At 31.3% G+C, this 19,897-nt stretch carries 13 protein-coding genes and 1 pseudogene; 10 read left to right on the top strand and 4 right to left on the bottom strand.

Annotated elements, in window-relative coordinates:
- Positions 1–216: 216 nt before the first annotated feature.
- Positions 217–519, bottom strand: a complete 303-nt coding sequence (locus ES044_RS12995; RefSeq protein WP_147187240.1) for a hypothetical protein — start codon at positions 517–519, stop codon at positions 217–219.
- Between the two features lie 100 nt (positions 520–619).
- Between ES044_RS12995 and nhaC the strand changes: the two genes are divergently transcribed.
- Positions 620–2,104, top strand: coding sequence for a Na+/H+ antiporter NhaC (gene nhaC / locus ES044_RS12990; protein ID WP_147119869.1), 1,485 nt, complete (start codon positions 620–622; stop codon positions 2,102–2,104).
- 257 nt (positions 2,105–2,361) lie between these two features.
- Positions 2,362–2,814, top strand: a complete 453-nt coding sequence (locus ES044_RS12985) for a GNAT family N-acetyltransferase (RefSeq protein WP_147119868.1) — start codon at positions 2,362–2,364, stop codon at positions 2,812–2,814.
- On the opposite strand, the gene ES044_RS12980 is transcribed toward ES044_RS12985, so the two are convergent.
- Both ES044_RS12980 and ES044_RS12975 read right to left on the bottom strand, forming a co-directional pair.
- Positions 2,765–3,019, bottom strand: a complete 255-nt coding sequence (locus tag ES044_RS12980) for a hypothetical protein (protein WP_147119867.1) — start codon at positions 3,017–3,019, stop codon at positions 2,765–2,767. The genes ES044_RS12985 and ES044_RS12980 overlap by 50 nt on opposite strands.
- Before the next feature lie 110 nt (positions 3,020–3,129).
- Entirely contained in the window at positions 3,130–5,103 is a 1,974-nt protein-coding gene (locus tag ES044_RS12975; protein ID WP_147119866.1) for a putative porin, read from the bottom strand.
- Positions 5,104–5,186: 83 nt separating this feature from the next.
- On the opposite strand from ES044_RS12975, the gene ES044_RS12970 reads away from it, so the two are divergent.
- Together ES044_RS12970 and ES044_RS12965 are read left to right on the top strand one after the other, a co-directional pair.
- Positions 5,187–5,786, top strand: coding sequence for a ribonuclease HII (locus ES044_RS12970; protein WP_147119865.1), 600 nt, complete (start codon positions 5,187–5,189; stop codon positions 5,784–5,786).
- 336 nt (positions 5,787–6,122) lie between these two features.
- The gene (locus ES044_RS12965) at positions 6,123–7,175 is read left to right on the top strand and encodes a nucleoid-associated protein (protein WP_147119864.1); all 1,053 of its coding nucleotides are present in this window, start codon (positions 6,123–6,125) and stop codon (positions 7,173–7,175) included.
- Between the two features lie 79 nt (positions 7,176–7,254).
- On the opposite strand, the gene lipB is transcribed toward ES044_RS12965, so the two are convergent.
- Positions 7,255–7,959, bottom strand: coding sequence for a lipoyl(octanoyl) transferase LipB (gene lipB / locus ES044_RS12960; RefSeq protein WP_147119863.1), 705 nt, complete (start codon positions 7,957–7,959; stop codon positions 7,255–7,257).
- A 68-nt stretch (positions 7,960–8,027) separates the two neighbouring features.
- On the opposite strand from lipB, the gene ES044_RS12955 reads away from it, so the two are divergent.
- The 6 genes and pseudogenes from ES044_RS12955 to ES044_RS12930 form a co-directional block, all read left to right on the top strand.
- Positions 8,028–11,336 carry a reprolysin-like metallopeptidase gene (locus ES044_RS12955; protein WP_223269208.1) on the top strand — a complete coding sequence of 1,103 codons (3,309 nt, stop codon included), beginning with the start codon at positions 8,028–8,030 and terminating at the stop codon, positions 11,334–11,336.
- A gap of 535 nt (positions 11,337–11,871) precedes the next feature.
- A complete protein-coding gene (locus ES044_RS12950; protein WP_147187238.1) occupies positions 11,872–12,114 on the top strand; it encodes a hypothetical protein in 243 nt (80 codons plus the stop codon).
- A gap of 1,266 nt (positions 12,115–13,380) precedes the next feature.
- The gene (locus ES044_RS12945) at positions 13,381–14,358 is read left to right on the top strand and encodes a YitT family protein (RefSeq protein WP_147119861.1); all 978 of its coding nucleotides are present in this window, start codon (positions 13,381–13,383) and stop codon (positions 14,356–14,358) included.
- Between the two features lie 592 nt (positions 14,359–14,950).
- A complete protein-coding gene (locus ES044_RS12940) occupies positions 14,951–15,838 on the top strand; it encodes a hypothetical protein (RefSeq protein WP_147119860.1) in 888 nt (295 codons plus the stop codon).
- Positions 15,839–16,005: 167 nt separating this feature from the next.
- Positions 16,006–17,166, top strand: coding sequence for a PD-(D/E)XK nuclease family protein (locus ES044_RS12935; protein ID WP_147119859.1), 1,161 nt, complete (start codon positions 16,006–16,008; stop codon positions 17,164–17,166).
- 187 nt (positions 17,167–17,353) lie between these two features.
- Positions 17,354–19,654: pseudogene (locus ES044_RS12930) on the top strand (class I SAM-dependent DNA methyltransferase); the annotation flags it as partial.
- Between the last annotated feature and the right edge of the window lie 243 nt (positions 19,655–19,897).

The following is a 19,897-nucleotide window of genomic DNA, read 5'->3' as shown; positions in this document are numbered from 1 at the left end:
ATGAATAATTGTAAAACGACCTAGCCAGTTCTCATATAAATTCCGGGCATTAATCACGAAATCCTTTTGGTGTTTTTTCGATTAAAAAACATTAAAATAATCATACAGACCATAAAAGAAATGGTAGATAAAGGATCTACCACAGAAATAGTGTGAAAGGCAACTCTATAAACAGAAAAGGTGCAAACAATTGTGTTTCTTACGGTGTAAAATAATCTAAAAGAGGGAGGGTAAAAATAACAGAGAAAAATAAGCAACTTTAATTTTTCTGTGTGGTAGTGTTTTTTCTTTTATCAGTATTGTAAAGTTTGTGTGTGAATCAGCCAAAAACAAAACAACATAAAATTGCAAACAAAATAGCGCGCATAAAACCTCTATGAAAAGGCATTGCTTGTATTTCGTTGTTGTAAAGTAATTTTTCGATAAAACATCTAAATCTGTTATTGTTTCATCAATAGCGCTAAATAACAACGCTTTATTCTCTATTTTTACAAGTTCGCCACAAGCAGTACCCTCCAAAATTTGAGTTAATGAATTTATAAATACAAAAATAAGTCAACCAATTTGATTTGCATAGCATTCTGTAAAATCGTAACATTACACAACAAACAATTAAAGAATGCAAGAAGACAAAAACTTAACAGAAATTAAAATTGAAGATCAGAAAATTATAGACAATAAAGAACTAAATATTTGGGAAGCTTTGTTTCCTGTAATTGCTTTAGTGGCAATGTTGGCGTATAATGTATATGTTTTTGGTGATGATGCTTTAAGTGGTAGTAATCAATTTGTATTGTTATTAGGTGCTGCTGTTGCAGCATTTGTTGGTTTTAGAAACAAGGTTTCTTATAAAATGATGATTGCAGAAGTTGCCGAAAATGTAAAAGCTACGGTAGGTGCAATTTTAATTTTATTAATGGTGGGGGCTTTGGCAGGAACTTGGTTAATAAGTGGGGTAATACCAGCAATGATTTATTACGGATTACAAGTTTTAAACCCAACCATATTTTTAGCGGCTTGTCTTATTATTTGTGCTGTAATTTCTATTGCAACAGGTAGTTCTTGGACTACCTCTGCAACTGTTGGCATTGCTTTGGTGGGCATAGGAGAGGCGCTTGGTATTTCATTAGGCATGACCGCAGGCGCTGTTTTGTCGGGTGCTTATTTTGGCGATAAAATGTCACCAATGTCAGATACTACAAATCTAGCGCCGGCCATGGCAGGGACAGATTTATTTACACATATAAAATATATGGCACTAACAACAGTGCCCACCGTAATTATTACATTAATTATATTTGTTATTATCGGGTTAACTTTAGAGACAGATGGTGTTGCAGATGTAAATGTTTTATTAGTCGATATTAATAAAGCTTTTCATATTTCGCCTTGGTTATTTTTAGTGCCCGTAATTGTTATTGCATTAATTGTAAAGAAAACCCCACCATTAATTGCTTTATTGGCAGGTACGATATTAGGTGCTGTTTTTGCGCTTATTTTTCAACCCGAAGTAGTTGCTCAAGTTGCTGGTGTAAAAGAATTAAATTTTAGAACAGCTTATAAAGGAGTAATGCAAGCCATAACGGTAGAAACTTCTGTAGCAACCGAAAATGAAGCGTTAGCAGATTTATTTACAGCTGGCGGAATGTCTAAAATGTTAGGAACAATTTGGCTCATTTTATGTGCCATGGTTTTTGGTGGTATTATGGATGCAATTGGTGCTTTGGCAAGAATAAGTACGTTTATGTTAAGTCTTTTTGATTCTATTTTTGGGCTGTTTGCAAGTACTGTTTTTACTTGTATTGGTTTAAACTTTACAGCATCAGACCAATATTTAGCAATCGTGGTACCAGGAAAAATGTATGCAAAAGCATACAAAGATAAAGGTTTAGCGCCAGAAAATTTAAGTAGAACTTTAGAGGATTCTGGTACCGTAACGTCTGTGTTAATTCCTTGGAATACCTGTGGAGCATATCATTCTGGGGTTTTAGGAGTCCCTGTTTTTGATTATGCTTTTTACGCTATTTTTAATTGGTTAAGTCCGTTTATGACCTTATTATTTGCAGCTTTGAATATTAGGATTAAACAGTTAGTTAAGAAATAACTTCTCGATAAAAATTATTTCTAAGAGAACTTTTATTCAAACCATACCAATTTAATTCTTAAACGTTTTTTAGAAAGTATAATTTCGATTTCAATATTTTTTTCTAATAACAATTGTCCTAACGTTTGTCCGTTTGAGCTTATTGAAAATTTTTGAATAGCATATTAGTATTCTTTGTTAAGATCAGAAAGACATTTTGAGTTTTAATTTTTTTTACAACTTTATAAAGTTAAATTGGTATCACATATTCTGAAAATATGATTCTTTTGGCAAATACTTCTGATGCAAAAATGCTCACTCAAATTACATTAAAATCGAAAGCTATTTGGGGGTATTCTGATGAACAACTTAAAAATTGGACAGAAGAGTTAACCGTTTCTGAAAAAATGATTCAAGAGATGATTGTTTACAAGTTTACTTCTAGTAATCAACCTGTTGGATTCTATATTTTAAATCAGCCAAAAGAGGCATCAATTGAATTAGAGTTCTTATTTGTATTGCCTAATTTTATGGGCAAAGGAATCGGTCATCAGCTGATAACCCATGCTTTCTCAAAAGCAATCGCGTTACATTGTAATCAAATACATTTAGTAGCAGACCTCAATGCAGTTCCTTTTTATCAATCTAAAGGATTCACAATAATTACCAAAAAAAAGAGTGTTATTTTCGATCGGATTTTACCAGTGCTGCAAAAAGATTTAACAACATAGAAATCAGTAATAAAATCCACGGTAAACCATGAAGCAATACATCAAACCAATCTACTGACTGCATTCCGTTTTCTAAAGAAAAAGCATTACCGCCAAGAATCCATTGAATTTTACCCCAAATATGAGGCGGATTAAAAGGTGCTAATCCTAAAGTTAAACTTGCGATTAAGAAAATTTTCCAGTTATTTTTTAGTTGATGTACCATATTTATTTTCGCGTTTTATTTAATAAGTTCAGACTCAAACTCACAAATAGTTGACCTCAAACTAGCTAAAAGTATTTCCCTTCGAGAAGGATTTAGGATGGGCTATGGGCCTAAATAAACCAATTCCAAACCAAACCAAAACGAATCGTAAAATCTCGATAAGGGTAATTTGGTGCAGAAAAGTAATCCTTTTTAGAAATGCTAGTGGCAACATTATCAATCTTAATAAACAAACGAGTTCTTCTTACTCTCGCATTAAAGAAAACATCAAACGTAGGAAAACCTATTTCTTCAGTATTTTGCAAAGTGAATTCTGCTAATAACGGGTTGTACGCATTGGCATTATATTTTGTAAAATATTTAAACGTAATTCCAATATTTACCAACATAGGTTTGCCTTTAAACCATTCATCTGTATAATAAAAAGTATTTCTTGTCACAAATTCAGGAACTCTAAAAACCGAACTTCCGCTGCTTACATTTTGATACATAGCCGTGTTGTCTAATGCAAATTTCCCTAATTTAAATTCTCTGTTTGCTTTTACTTTTAGATATATAATTTGATTATCAGATTGTTGCGGGGTGTTATTCTCGTCAAAATAGGTGTAATTATCAATATTGGTTAAATTTAAACCAGCATTGACCCATTTAGAAGTAAAAGAAAAGCCTAAATCTCTTGTATTTACGTTGCTAAAAGTATCATTTTGCCAATTGTAAGCATCATACCTACTCTGATGCAGTAAGGTGTTAAAATTTGGCGATTTAGAACTGATTAACAAACTCGCTTTTAAAGCAAAAACGCTATCTTTTTCGTAATACGCCTCTCCCTTTAAATGGTTGCCGGCTAATCTGCCAGCGCCCGGAGTTACGGAAGCATCTGCATTTAATTGAAAATTTTTAATTTTGGCATTCCAATCAGCACCAAAAGAAATTGCATTTCCTTCTAATTTTAATTTGTTGATAACGCTATTGCTGTTTAAAATAGTGTCATACCCATACGAGTAACTTGCTAAATTTGCCTTTGCTCTAATTTTTCCTAGAACATATTTAGAGTTGAATTCTACATTTACTTCGTTATTGGTAATAATGCTTTCTGCCTTGTTATTTGAGGCATCTGTTGCACTTGCCGAACCAAAAATAGCGGTTGTTGATGTAGTTTGATCAAAACGATAATTTTTAATTTCATTGGTAAATACATGACCAATTTTTAAATTGCTAAAATCTTTATCATTAATCGTATCTTTATTTGCTAACAGTTTATAACTGTGTTCTACATAAAAACGATTGCTATCAAACTGACTTTCGGCATCATTTAAATTTACATCTAGTCTGGCACGGTCATCAAAGTTAGGGTCTTCGTTAATAAAATTGGCTAGAGCTGATTCTGTTAAGCCTCCGTTTTCTTGATGAAAGAAATCTTGTGAAGCCAAATGACCTCTCACTTCATATCTGTTGTCTTTGGTTCGGTACTGAAAAGTACCTCTAAAATTACCATTACTAACCAAAGCTCTTCGGTACGCACCTAAAGAGCGCAAACCCTTATAAGAAAGAGAAACATTTAAGCGTTCAGAAAAATTTAAGGTAAAAAGTGCATCTAAAACTTGCCCTTGTTGTAAGCCTGTTCTGTATAAAATCTCTGTTGTGGGTGTAGGAACTTCGTAATAGTTAATATCTTCAATATCAAAATAACTTACCTGTTTTGCTGTAAAGCCAATATCTGGTAATTTATTTAAATTGCTAAAACTATAGCCTAAATTATTAAAAGTTTGTCCTTGATTATGAAAAGCAAGTAGCTCAAAATTATCGGTTCTTAAATAATTAAACGTGTATTCTTTTTGTAAGGTTAATGTGGTGTCTATGTAAGTAGTATCTCTGTTATGAGAAAATATTTTATAATCGGTATAGAGTGTATTTCCTGATAAAAGTACCCTTTTAGAACCTGTATTATTTAAAGTGTCTATTTTACCATCTGCGCCTACAAATGTATTTTCTCTTTTAGCGCCAGCACCTAATTTTGTCTGGCTATACATACTAGTCAGTGCAAGGCCAAATAACAAAAAGGTTAAAACAATTCTTTTTTTCATTCCAAATTTCAACAAAGGCAAATGTAAAATAATAAAACGTAAAGAATCGTTAATAATTATAATGAAATCTGTTAATTTGTAAAATGTTAAAATCAAATTTTAGCGGATTTTCTTTAGAAGCAGGAACCGATGAAGCAGGAAGAGGTTGTTTGTCAGGCCCTGTTGTTGCGGCAGCTGTAATTTTACCAAAAGATTTTTCGCATCCTTTTTTAAATGATTCCAAACAATTATCAGAAAAAAAGAGAGAAGCCTTAAGACCCATTATCGAAGAAAATGCGCTGGCCTTTGCAGTTTCTTTTGTTTGGCAGCAAGAAGTTGATCAAATAAATGTTTTGCAGGCTTCTATAACGGGCATGCATAGAGCAATTGAGCAACTAAAAATTATACCCGAATTTATAATTGTTGATGGTAATAAATTTAAGGATTTTAAAGAAATTCCGTATGAAACCATCGTAAAAGGAGACGCAAAATATTTGAGCATTGCCGCAGCTTCTGTGTTGGCAAAGACCTATAGAGACGATTATATGGCAAAGATTCATCTAGAATACCCGATGTATAATTGGCAAAAAAATAAAGGCTACCCAACTAAAGAACATCGAAATGCAATTCGTGAGTTTGGCGCAAACAAGCATCACAGAAAAACATTTAGATTACTGCCAGAACAATTAAAGTTAAAAGTGTAGTTTTTTTTGAAGCTATTTCCTGCTTTCCATTATACCCGCCTGCCCAGTAGGCAGGTCTTTTTATGCTGAATTTATTGCAGCATCTGTCTGTTTTAGAACTTATTTGATTGTTTATTAGGTATATTATATCTAGTTCAGCAAAAAAAAGAATGCCATTTTAATCAGGACTAAAACTACTCGATAGCTATGGTAATTTTAAATAATTATTTCCCTAATTAGAGTATTTTATTAGTAAATATCTGTGAAATTCATGTCGAAAATAATTTTATACAATTATCATTTAGATAAAAATCATCCACAAACTTTCTTTATTTTTACCATCCAAAATTTCAAATGATGATAAAAAAAACACGTGCAGAAATCACCAAATGCATCCTTCATAAAGTAGCCAATAAATTTAATAGCGGACAGAATGTGTTCTCTGAAGATTTAATTCGTTTTGATCAAGAAAGTTACGACTTGATGAAGAATTTTTTATTAAAACCCTTTGGAGGCTTAACCCAAAGTTATCGTTTTTCCAATCATGCAGATGTGCGTTTAAATGAACTAAATAACTTCGCTTCAGAAGTATTTAAAGAAGAAAGTTCATTTGTAGAATACTCTAAAAGTATTGTAAATCATTTGTTTGAACAATCGAACTCTGCTCAAATAAAAACAGGAGATGTACTTGTCGTTTTTATTGAGGGTATCGAGTATAAAGATGTGTTAACAGAAGCGATTGGTATTTTTAAAATCGAAAATAAAGTTGATTTTTTTCAGACCTATTTAGATGACAATGAGAATTTTGATGTGGTGGTTCAAAAAGGAATATCAACCAGAAAAATAGACAAAGGTTGTTTAATATTAAACACTTCAGATACAGAAGGTACCGTGGTACTATCTGTAGATAACAACAATTACGATGCACAGTATTGGGTTAAAAATTTCTTGAGCGTAAAGCTAGCAGATGATTATAATTCACACACTCAAAGCTATTTAGAGATGTGTAAAGAATTTTCTGAAGAGGTTATTAAGCCAGAATTAGGCATGCACGAACAAGGTAATTTTTTAGCAAATACAGTAGATTATTTTAAAGAAAACGAAGCTGTAGATTATGCTACTTTTAAAGATGAAGTTTTTCAGGAAGAAGAACACAAAGAAAAGTTTGATGAGTATAAAAAACACTTTGAAAACTTAAATGATGTTTTAATTAGAAATAATTTTGATGTTTCTGGAGTGGTCTTAAAAAAAGAAAAAAATAAGCTAAAAACAGAAATTAAGTTAGATACGCACATCAGTATTAAATTAGATGTAGATGCACCAGAAGCAGCTTCAGAATATCTAGAAAGAGGCTATGATGAAGAGAAAAAGATGAAGTTTTACAAAGTGTATTTTAACGAAGAAAAATAAGTTGTATAACCTGCAAGCTTGCTTATTGAACGTATGTCAGTAGGCAAGCTTGCAGGTTTATATGAACCAAATAGAAGGGTTATTGATTTCTAAATTCGTCAACCTCAAACAACGTTTTAAAATGCTTTAAAATCTTAAGTTTAATTTCTTCTGTATTTAGTTTTCGGCCTAATTCAGACTCCATAGAAGCCACTGCTTTTCCTTTAATTCCGCACGGAATTATATGGTCAAAATAACCCAAATTAGTATTTACGTTTAAGGCAAAGCCGTGCATAGTTACCCATCGCGAAGTACGAATGCCTAAAGCACAAATTTTACGTGCAAACGGGGTTCCAACATCTAGCCAAACACCAGTTTCTCCTTTACTTCTAACACCTTTTAAACCGTATTCTGCAATGGTTAAAATAATGGACTCTTCTAATAACCTCAAGTATTTGTGTATGTCTGTAAAAAAGTTCTCTAAATCTAAAATTGGGTAACCAACAATTTGTCCGGGACCATGATACGTAATATCGCCACCTCTGTTTATTTTATAAAAAGTAGCTTCTTTTTCTGCCAACTGTTTTTTATTGAGTAGTAAATTACTCAAATCGCCACTTTTACCTAACGTATATACATGCGGATGCTCTACAAACAAGAAGTGGTTTTTAGTTTCTTCTTGTTGCTCATTTCTTCGGTTAGAAATCTTAACATCCACAATTTCTTGCAGTAATGTAGACTGATAATCCCAAGTTTCTTTATAATCTTTTACAGATAAGTCTTTTAATAGTATGTTTCTGTTCATAAGTTGTTTTACAAAGGTAGATATTTCATTATATTTGGATACCAAATTTAGATTCAAAATATACTTTCATGAAAATTAAATTATCCCTTGTACTTTTTCTGTTTATCACCCTTGCAAATGTTACTAATGTAAGTGCTCAACAACTTTGGATGAAGCAAGAAAAAGTACAGTTATCAGTTCAAAAGCATGAAATTTATCAAAAGAAAAACGTTCCTCTAAAGTATGAAATTGTTCGTTTGAATAAAGATATTTTTAAGAAGGTGGTTAAAGGTATATCAACAAAACAAAATAATAGTATTGAGTTGCCAAATTTTGACGGCAGTTTAGCAAGGTTTACAATTAAAGAGACTTCAAATTTTGATGCTATTTTGCAAGCAAAATTCCCAAATATACGTTCGTATTCGGCACAAGGTGTAGACGACCCAACTGCGGTAGCAAAAATTAGTATGGGTACAGATGGTTTTCATGCAGTAATTTTTTCTGGAACACAAGAAACGATTTATATAGATCCTTATACAAAAGACAATGAAACCTATATGGTGTACAAAAGAAGTAGCCTTACTAAAATAGATACTAATTTTAAATGTTTAGTAGAAGAAACAGTAAATAAAGAGTTTTCGTTGACTAAATTTTCTAAAAATGCAAATGATGGGGTTTTAAGAACGTTTAGATTCGCTTTAGTCTGTAGTGCAGAATATGCGCAATTTCATTTAGGAGCAGAACAGCAAAATATTCTGGATACAGCAACAGATTTGGTAAAAAAAGAAGCAGTTTTATCTGCAATGAATACATCAGTTACCAGAATTAACGGAGTCTTTGAAAAAGATTTGGCGGTAAAGTTAGAGCTTGTTGCTAATAATGAAGAACTCATTTTTTTAGATGCAGATACAGATGAGATTACAGATGGTAATGCCAATCAAATGTTAAATGAAGTACAGACTATTTGTGATGCTACCATAGGAAATGATAAGTATGATATCGGACATATATTTAGTACGGGAGGCGATGGTATTGCCGTTTTTAGAAGTGCTTGTGTAACAGGCCTAAAAGCAAAAGGTGTTACCGGAATCGCTAATCCGGTGGGCGATCCTTTTGATATTGATTATGTTATTCATGAACTTGGGCATCAATTTGGCGCAAACCACACGCAAAGTAACGATTGTAACCGAGTAGATTCTGCAGCAGTAGAACCCGGAAGTGGCTCCACCATTATGGGATACGCAGGTATTTGTGCTCCTAATGTGCAATCTGGCAATCCGAACGGAAATAGCGATGCTTATTTTCATGCAATAAGTATTGCAGAAATGTGGAATTTTTTACAAGCTGTAGGCACGTGTGCTGAAGAAACAGTTACCAACAACACGGCGCCTATTGCAAATGCAGGTTTAGATTATGCAATTCCGAAATCTACACCTTTTAAATTACAAGGAACGGCAAGTGATGCCGATGGTTTAGCGAGTTTAACGTATAATTGGGAACAACAGGATAATGAAAAAGGACCAATGCCTCCACAAGCATCGAGCACACAAGGACCCATGTTTAGATCTTTGCCTTCTCAAGAACTGCCGCATAGGTTTATGCCAAAATTAGCGACTATTGTGGCGGGTAATACGGCTTCTACTTGGGAAGTTTTACCTGATGTTGCCAGAGAACTTAATTTTTCTTTTTTGGTTAGAGATAACTATGCAGGTGGTGGCAGCTCTGCAAGAGATGATATGAAAGTAGCTATTACAGATGCCGCTGCTTTTACCGTAAGCGCTCCTAATACACCTGTAAGTTGGGATGTTGGCTCCACGCAAACAATTATCTGGGAAAAAAGTACTACAGATGTAGCACCCATAAATTGTTCTTTGGTAAATATAAAACTATCCATAGATGGCGGACTTACATTTCCAATATTCTTAAAAACAAATACGCTTAATGACGGTTTAGAAGAAGTTGTAATTCCGAATAACGCCACAACCACTGCAAGAATTATGGTAGAGGCAGCAGACAATATTTTCTATAATGTAAACACCACTAATTTTATCATTGATTCTATTATTCCTGCATTTTTAATGACCTCGGAAACAACGAGTAAAGCAATTTGTAATTTAGGAAATCAAACGGTTACTTATAGCTTTAATTTCGATTTTGTAAATGACTTTGCAGATACTGTTACTTTATCTGCATCAGGATTTCCTATCGGAACAGAAGTTGTTTTTAATCCGCAAACAATCAGCAACGATGGTGCTGTAAGCATGACAGTTTCTAATTTAGAGGGTGTTACAACACAAGATTATATGCTTACAGTTTTAGGGAGTTCTCCTTCTTTAGAGCAACAAGTAGAAGTTTCTCTTAAAGTAGTTGGTAATAATTTGAACAAAACGAAGTTAATTTCTCCGCAAGATAATTCTGAAAACTTTGAATTATCGGGGTTTTTAAGTTGGGATGCTGATGCGAATGCAGCATCTTATAATGTGCAAATTTCATTAAATAGTAATTTTAACTATCTAGTTTTTTCTAAAAATGTTACTGATCATAAAGTACAGATAACGCCAAACTTAAATCAAGAAACTACCTACTTCTGGAGAGTTCAGCCTGTAAATAGTTGTAAAATAGGAGATTTTAACGATCCTTTTAGTTTTACAACGCTAGCATGCGATGTTTGTGAAGGTTTTGGTAGTACAGAATTTGAAACTAGTACAACGTTAGTTCAATTTAATACCATTAATAATGGTTCAGAAAAAGAGGATGCTAACCAAGGATATAGCGATTTTAAATCGATTGATACAACAGTACTTTTAGATGAAACTTATGAGTTGTCTGTAGCGGTAAATACCGATGGTAATTATAGAGTACAAACAAAAGCATGGATCGATTGGAATAAAGATTGTCTTTTTGATGCAACAGAAGAATACGATTTAGGTTCTGCATCTGATGGTGTAAATATTGCTACAAGCAATAGTCCTTTATCAATTAAAGTTCCTGAAAACGCAAAATTTGGCGTTACAACGTTAAGAGTTTCTTCAAAGTATACAGACCCAGATGATATTTTATTACCATTTTCTTGTGAACGAGGTTTTGATGGTGAAGTAGAAGATTATTCTATCGTAGTAAGAAGAGTAAGTGTAGAAGATGCTGTATTTGATAATTTTAATTTGTTTCCGAACCCTTCGGATGGAACGATTACTTTGAGTTTTGCTACCGAGCAGAAAAATGATGTTTCCGTTCAATTATTTGATTTGGCAGGACGGCTCGTCGATAGCCAGATTTTTAATAATTCAAATACTTATTTTACAAGAACCATTAGTTTTAAGGTACAATCTGGAGGTTTGTTTTTATTAAAAATTAACAATAACAATACATATACAACAAGAAAATTATTGATTAAGTAAGGGTAAAGGATATTTGAAGTGAACTAGAAATGAGTTCGAGAAGGCTAAATATATTCGAAATATAAACCAATTCTATAGGCATCTGAATTGAAATTTATGGAATATACTGAATGTTTGGAACTTGGAATCAAAGGCGAAAAATATGGAGATGTAAATTGGAGAAATACATTTGCAAAAAGAAAAGAAGTAGTAAAGAAATAGGGGGTTAAAACACCAGGTATAATTAATTACTGTTTTAACGTATCTACAAAAATATTCAGAGACTTATTATCTGCTATTTATTGACTAGCTTTAATTGTTAAAAAACACAACTAAATGAATACCAAAAGGTTGGCAATATTAATATGGATGCAATTCTTAGTCTAGGAAAAATGAAAGATGTAACCATTACGGGGTACAGTCAGTCTGAAATAGAAGAATACGCCAAGGCAGCAGCTCAAAAATAGAATAGATATATCATTCCAGATCCAGTGCCAGAAAAAGGATGATTTTTCAGATAAGATCATTTTAATTTTGCTAAAATCAGAATTTTGCTTTGTACGCTAGTGGTGCTAATAAAGGATTTGATCATAGCATTGAAGCGGTTAAAGCGTTTATTGAGCAATATGAAAAATTTCAATACTACCAGGTTTCAGATAATTACGATGCTAAAACCTTTCAATTAAGCGGAATTAGATTAGATCTACAGCTATTCTTTAATATAGGTTTAAAATTATTTAATGAAGATTATTTCCCGAAATGGTATGATAACAGTGAGTTTAAAGCAGCAAGAAAATAATTGTAAAAGTAACGACCCGTTCAATAATTATTATGATATTTATAAATTATAATAATGAAAAATCTTCATATTTTTTTGAAATTTAGTAACATTATTGTACTCGAAAAAGATTATTGGATAATTATAAAGCGAAATTAACATAGATAAATTAGCGATAATAGCATATAAAATCGATTCCTTTTATGGCCAATATAAAGCCGTAAAAGCTAGTTGCCAATAACGTATAAAAATAATAGGGCAGTGGGTTCTTAATCTTATGGTAAAAGCACTTCCTAGAGGTCGCTAAATTTTAAAGTTCCGCTAGTGCTCGTTTGTAACGCGTATCGTAAAAGAATAAAACGAATGATTGCGTATCGTTAAGAAGTTCGCTTTACTGCATGAGCAAATTTGTGGAATACTGAATTTTAAAAAGAAAAAATGTATAAAAAAATAACAAAGTATCTATAATTCCTCTTATTTCGAGTATTGGTTTGATAGGCTTAAGTTTAAATCAAATAGTTGAGTTTTTCGAATTTTCCGATCCAAAAATTTCATCAATATTAACTATTATTTTTTCTATACTAAATTTGATTTTTATTTTCAAGCTGATCAAACCAAAAGAAATTTAATAAACGCACTTAAATGCCGAATGAATTTTTGTGCGTAATTCTAGCAAATATTAAAAAGTTAAAAACCGAACTGAAGTCAAAAATTATAACTTCTAAATCATCTCTATTTTCTGTAGGTTCTTATTTTGGATAAGATTGTGAATTTATAGGAGATACCCTAACTGAAAAATATAATCAATGAAATGTCTTATTTGGAAAATATTTTGCCGCTAAAAAAGAAAATTTTAGATTTCAATATCAAAGCGGAAGAGCAATGTTTTCGGGAACATTAAAAACCGAAGAATTAGATACAACAGACACAAGTTGTCTTATAAACAAGTAGTATACAAAATAAGTTTTAACGGTAGGTTTTCCATTAAAAACTGGAGGAGGGTATATTTCATTTAAATCTTTAGGTATAGGAATTGATTTACAGGTAAATTTGAATTTTCAAAAAACCATATTCAGACCAATGTTAAGCTTGGAAATTAGAAAGTTAAGAATTGAAAAGAGCACTATGCCTAGCACCCTGCAAAATTAATTGCTGATTTTTAGATAATTTATAAAAGTCTTCGTGCTCTTTCTATCTGTGTTTTATTCACTAACTTTAGTGTTTAAACACAGTAATAAACGTTGCATAAAAATGTTCCCTGCAAGCTAAAAAAACCATAAAACTACAATGAACCCATTTTTAACAAACATAATAACCTGGACAACTCTTAAGTACAGGGATAAAAGAAAATTTCCAGAAGGAAACCCATCCGATTATAGACTTGCAAAAGAATACCGGCAATCTATTATTTCTTTTAAGCGTAATTTTAAGAATTTAATACTTATTATCATAGGAATTTTTTCTGCTTCTTTTGGCTTTAAGGGGTTTCTCTTAACAAACGATTTTATTGATGGCGGAGCTACCGGAATTTCCTTACTTTTAGCTGCAACGACAGAGATACCTCTTTACATTTTTATAATTGGTGTAAACCTTCCCTTTATATTTCTTGGGTATAAAATTATGGGAAAACGTTTTGCTATAAAGACAGCGCTGGCAATTGTTGGGCTTGCACTTTGTGTTGCACTCGTTCCCTTTCCAAATGTTACAGATGATGATTTATTGGTTGCAATTTTTGGTGGTTTTTTTCTTGGAGCCGGCATAGGCCTTTCGATTAGAGGTGGCGCGGTAATTGACGGAACTGAAATTCTTGCAATTTTTTTGAGCCGAAAATTTTCCACAACAATTGGCGACATTATAATCTTGATTAATGTTATTATTTTTTCTTTCGCAGCGTATTTTCTTTCTATTGAAATTGCCCTCTATTCAATGATAACCTATATTTCTGCCTCTAAAACATTAGATTTTATAATTGAGGGTATCGAAGAATATATCGGAGTAACCATCATTTCTTCCCAGAGTACCTGTATACGAGAAATGATTATCGATAAATTGGGCCGTGGGGTAACGATTTATAAAGGTCAAGGTGGTTATGCCAAAAATGGTGTTTCAAAAGAAATGGATATTATCTATACGGTCATTACACGTTTAGAATTAAACAAATTAAATACAGAAATCGAAAAAATTGAGCCTAATGCCTTTATTGTAATGAACAGCATAAAAGATATAAAAGGAGGTATGATAAAAAAAAGACCCTTAAATCATTAAGGGTTAAACCCTCAACTAGTGCCTGTTTGTAACGAAGACCATAAAAGTTTTGTTTTTCACTCATTAAAAACGAGAGTTAACTGTTAGTTCAGAAAATAAATTGATGTTCTAATAACAAAATTCCTGTTCAAAAATTAGCATCTTTTTCTCAAATTACAATGATAGCCAAATAGAACCATCGCTATCTATAAAAGGTAGCATACAAACCAAACCCAATATAAATGCCAAACCTCGATAAAAAATAAAAATAATACGATTAAATGTACACTTCTATGGAATCCCGTAAATAATACTGAATTATTTGTCTTACCCTTGTTTAATAATAAGAAGGAAAGGATTAGTGATGTTAAAATTTAGAACCAACAATACAATTTAAAGGATGGTATTCCTTTTAGAATAGCAATGTATGTTCGTTGAAACCAAACTTATTTTAAAGGTATAAATTAGTAGAAAATAGATTTAAAAGGAATCTTTAAATTTTAATTTATTGTCAATAAAAAAGGAGTTACATATTGTGTTATCTTTAGAGAAATTGGATAATCCTTATATTTATACAAATATAAGGATTTGGCATAAAGCTAAAAATTGAAAAATGATAAAAGAATTAATCACAGATTTATCTTATGAAAAAATAAGTTTAAGTCAAGCTTTAAGCAGAGCTAAATTAATTGCTTACGATTTACAAAATACAGACTTTAAAAACTGGATTTCAAAAGAAATTAATGGCTATGCAAACGAGAAAGATAAATTACCTGTATATAGGATAATTCAATGTGATCTTTTTGGAACAATAGAGAATCCTTTTATTGGGAAAAGACAAGTTCCAATGGATGCTTCTAGTCTAAATGAAGATTTTGAATTAGATTATAATATTTATGAAATGAAAATTTTACAAAGTGTTTCTACAATTGAGAAAAGTCTAACACAAACTGAAAATGAAGGAGCTTATGGATATGAAGACTTTCCAATCAAAACTGTAAAAATATTTCAAAAAATTTGTAATCAACCAGATTTAACTGCTGTAAGAAGGCGAGTTCAATTTAGTCAATTGAATCATATTCTAAACTTAACTAAACATAAATTAATTGATACACTTTTAGATTTAAAAACGGCTTTTCCAAATCTTGAAAATGATTATATCAATAGTGCAGAAAATAATGAGCTTACAAAAACGATAATCAATAATCATATTTATGGAGCTAATGCAAATTCGACAATAGGTATTGGAGATAATTTAAATCAAAAAATTACTATAGTAATTAATCAAAAAACAGAACAAATATTTTCCGAATTAAAAGAACTAGGCGTTCCAAAGGAAAATATTCTTGAAATTAAAGAAATTATCAATAGGGAAAGTGATAAAGCAAACATTGGTAAAGAGTTAATCAATTGGATTGGAAAAATGAGCACTAAAGCAGTCGAAAAGGGAATTGAATTAAAAATGCCATTAATTATTGAAAAAATTCAAGAATTACTATAAGTCATGCGCCAACACCTAATAAATTAAGTACTGATTTTAGGCAACTTATGAAAGTCCTTGCAGATTTTTACCTGTGGTCTATTTACCAACTTTAGTCCTTAAAACACGCAATTAAACTTACATAACAAGATTGTGTTCAATAAAAAATAATCAATCCACCATTTAGAATGGAACAAAATAAAATGAATAATCAAATAAAAAGCCTACTGAATCAAATAAGAAATATAAAAAAGTCTTATGATTTAGTTACAAAAAATAATGGCGAGAACTTTAATGTGTTTCAAATATTAGGTATGGAATCTGCAGAAGTAAAAACACATTCTAAATTTTTAGCAGAATTATTAGATCCAAATGGTAGTCATGAACAAGGTGATAAATTTTTAAAAACATTTATAAAATATATTAATAAATTTGTTATTAACGATGAAAATCTAATTCGTATTAATACCAAAAATAGTTTAGTAGAAGTAGAAAAGTCTATTGGTCAAATCACAAAAAATAAGGGTGGTAGAATTGATATTGCTATATCGGAAACAAAAAATTTCATATGTATAGAGAATAAAATATATGCAGGTGAGCAAGAAAATCAAATGTTAAGATATTACAATTATGTCAAAGACAATAATTATAATTTTCATATTCTATTTTTAACTTTAGACGGTCACGAATCACAAACAGTAAATAACGACTTAATATATTCAATATCTTATAAAAAACATATTATTGAATGGCTTGAACTTTGCAAAAAAGAGGCAGTTGACTTACCTATATTAAGAGAGTGTATTAAACAGTATATCAACCTAATAAAAAAATTGACTAACCAGACAACTAATGTAAAATTGAATGACGACATTAAAAAAGTAATTTCTAATTACCTTGAAGAAAGTCAATTAATTAGTAACTCATACAATGAATTAGTTTGGAGTTTGAAACAAAAAGAGGTTAGGCAACTCAAGGAAATATTAAGTAGACAATTTCAAGAAAATAAACTTCAAAAATCAGACAGAGGAGATGGTTTATTAGTCCTATTAAAATCATATGAAAAGTGTGAGTTAGCAATTCATATTGAATTAGATAATAACTACTTTTTCTTTTGTTTAATAAAAGATGGTAAAAGACTTAGAAATCAAAAAAACACCCACGTCAGGGATGAATTAGATTTAAAAATTAGAATTTTGGAATCTAAAGCATACACAATTGGAATTTCAAACGACTTTACAATTGGAATTGACAAAAACAAATATTACTATCCAGAAAAAGATAATTCAGAAAAATATTTAGAACTCACCTTAATATTAAAAGAATATTATGAAAAATTAAAGGACTGATATTATAAATCATCAAAGAAAACTAAAACACAACACAGTGTAAAAAGATCTCTAAATTAGTACTTAAAGCAAGACTATTTCATTTTCACAAACCTCTTAATTTACGCAGGAAATTCCAAGGCAACAAAATCGAAATCCACTTTATTCAGCTATCTTTAACAAAAAAAAACCTAAAAAAAAGAACTAAATGGCATTAAGCTGGAACGAGATAAAAGACAGAGCCTTAAAATTTTCTAATGAATGGGCAGCCGAAACAAAAGAACGCGCCGAAAAAGATAGTTTCTGGAACGACTTTTTTAATGTATTCGGAATATCAAGAAGGCGCGTTGCAACTTTTGAAGAACCCGTAAAAAAGTTAAGCGGCAATCAAGGTTTTATAGACCTTTTCTGGAAAGGAACGCTACTCGTAGAACACAAATCTAAAGGGAAAAATTTAGACAAAGCATATGAGCAAGCCACCGATTATTTCCCAGGCTTAAAAGAACACGAACTCCCGAAATATATTCTAGTTTCAGATTTTGACAAAATCAAACTGTTTGACCTCGATGAAGGCACAGAACATGAATTTTCTGTTTCTGAACTCTATAAAAATGTAAAACTCTTTGGCTTTATTGCAGGCTACCAAAAAAGAACCTTTAAAGAAGAAGACCCTGTAAATATAAAAGCAGCAGAGCTTATGGGCAAACTGCATGACCAACTCGAAGCGTTTGGTTATGAAGGGCATCATTTAGAAGTATATTTAGTGCGCTTGCTTTTCATCCTTTTTGCAGATGATACCAGTATTTTTGAAAAAGATACCTTTAAAGAATTTTTATACCAGAAAACCAATGAAGATGGCAGCAATTTAGGATCGGCAATGGCAGAATTTTTTCAAGTTCTAAACACACCAAAAGAAAAAAGATACACCAATTTAGACGAGCATTTAGATCAGTTTCCCTATGTAAACGGCAAACTATTTCAAGAAATGCTCCCTATTGCCGCATTCAATTCTAAAATGCGAAGTATCTTATTAGAAGCAGCGGGTTTAGATTGGGGTAAAATATCACCCGCAATTTTTGGATCGCTGTTTCAAAGTGTCATGAATCCTATAGAAAGAAGAAATTTAGGAGCACATTACACATCAGAAAAAAATATTTTTAAACTGATAAAACCTCTTTTTCTTGACGAACTTTGGGAAGAATTTGAAAAAGTAAAATCCAATTCTAAAAAACTAAAAGAGTTTCATTACAAACTATCTACCTTAAAATTTTTAGACCCCGCCTGTGGCAGTGGCAATTTCTTAATTATTACCTACAGAGAATTAAGATTATTAGAAATTGCTGTTTTACGCGCATTGTTTAAACATGGGGAGCAAGTATTAGATGTTTCTTCAATTTTGTGGTTGGATGTAGATCAGTTTTACGGAATTGAATACGACGAATTTGCTGCAAAAATTGCCGAAGTTGCCATGTGGTTAATAGACCACCAAATGAACATGCTAGTTTCTGAAGAATTCGGCCAATACTTTGCCCGTTTGCCACTTAAAAAAGCAGCTAAAATTGTACACGGTAATTCTCTGCGGATAAACTGGGAAGATGTTGTTTCAAAAACAGCACTATCTTATATTATTGGAAATCCTCCTTTTTTAGGAAAATCAAACCAAAACACTACTCAAAAAGAGGATATGAAATTGGTTTTTGGAAAAGTTAAAGGTGCTGGTGTTTTAGATTATGTTGCTGCTTGGTATTATAAGGCTGCGCAGTACATTAAAGAAACAAATATAAAAACAGGTTTTGTTTCCACAAACTCTATTACTCAAGGAGAACAAACAGGTATTTTATGGAATGAATTATTGAACAATTATAAAGTAAAAATACATTTTGCACATACTACCTTTAATTGGACAAATGAGGCTAAAGGAAAAGCAGCCGTGCATTGCGTAATTATCGGTTTTGCAAATTTTGATATAAAAAATAAAAGTCTTTTTATTTACGATGATATTAAGGAAGAGCCCTATGAAAGGGCAGTAAAAAATATTAATCCTTATTTAGTTGAAGCAAATGATTTAGTTATTTTAAAACGAAGAAAACCTATCTGTAATGTTTCAAAAATTTCTTTTGGAAGTATGCCTAATGATGGAGGTAATTTTTTGTTTACGGATGAAGAAAAAGATGAATTTATACATCTAGAACCAAATGCAATTAATTTTATAAAACCATTAATTAGTGCCCACGAATTTTTAAATGGTAAAAACCGATGGTGTTTATGGTTAAAAGATATAAAACCAAGTGATTTAAGAACTTTAAAAGAAGTTCAAAAAAGAGTCGAAAATGTTAAAAATTTACGATTAAACAGTTCACGTGCAGCCACGCAAAAATTAGCTGCTTTTCCAACCTTATTTGGAGAAATAAGACATTCTGATAATGATTATATATTAATCCCTCTTCATTCTTCTGAAAATAGAGCGTATATTCCGATGGGATTTAAATCAAAAAATGAAATCGCTAATATACTCAATACATTTAGGTTTTCGGGAACATAAAATTTCATGGTCTAATTATTGATATTAAATTACTGTTTTTCATTTATTTAAGCACTATATTTTTGTTATTTTGAGTAATATTCAGTATCTTTATATTGTTGATATTCAGATGTATGACTATAAAATTATCACAAGAAGAGAAAATTACAATTAAACAATTACACCGTAATTGTAAACAAAGAAAACATGCCGATAAACTAAAAGCTATTC

Source organism: Polaribacter sp. IC066 (genome assembly GCF_007997085.1).
Lineage (GTDB): Bacteria > Bacteroidota > Bacteroidia > Flavobacteriales > Flavobacteriaceae > Polaribacter.
This window is presented reverse-complemented; position numbering and strand designations above follow the sequence as displayed.

Bases quoted from the DNA above. Each gene is read 5' to 3' on its own strand.
- nhaC (WP_147119869.1), top strand. From the start codon at position 620: ATGCAAGAAGACAAAAACTTAACAGAAATTAAAATTGAAGATCAGAAA.
- ES044_RS12985 (WP_147119868.1), top strand. From the start codon at position 2,362: ATGATTCTTTTGGCAAATACTTCTGATGCAAAAATGCTCACTCAAATT.
- ES044_RS12980 (WP_147119867.1), bottom strand. From the start codon at position 3,019: ATGGTACATCAACTAAAAAATAACTGGAAAATTTTCTTAATCGCAAGT.
- ES044_RS12975 (WP_147119866.1), bottom strand. From the start codon at position 5,103: ATGAAAAAAAGAATTGTTTTAACCTTTTTGTTATTTGGCCTTGCACTG.
- ES044_RS12970 (WP_147119865.1), top strand. From the start codon at position 5,187: ATGTTAAAATCAAATTTTAGCGGATTTTCTTTAGAAGCAGGAACCGAT.
- ES044_RS12965 (WP_147119864.1), top strand. From the start codon at position 6,123: ATGATAAAAAAAACACGTGCAGAAATCACCAAATGCATCCTTCATAAA.
- lipB (WP_147119863.1), bottom strand. From the start codon at position 7,959: ATGAACAGAAACATACTATTAAAAGACTTATCTGTAAAAGATTATAAA.
- ES044_RS12955 (WP_223269208.1), top strand. From the start codon at position 8,028: ATGAAAATTAAATTATCCCTTGTACTTTTTCTGTTTATCACCCTTGCA.
- ES044_RS12945 (WP_147119861.1), top strand. From the start codon at position 13,381: ATGAACCCATTTTTAACAAACATAATAACCTGGACAACTCTTAAGTAC.
- ES044_RS12940 (WP_147119860.1), top strand. From the start codon at position 14,951: ATGATAAAAGAATTAATCACAGATTTATCTTATGAAAAAATAAGTTTA.
- ES044_RS12935 (WP_147119859.1), top strand. From the start codon at position 16,006: ATGGAACAAAATAAAATGAATAATCAAATAAAAAGCCTACTGAATCAA.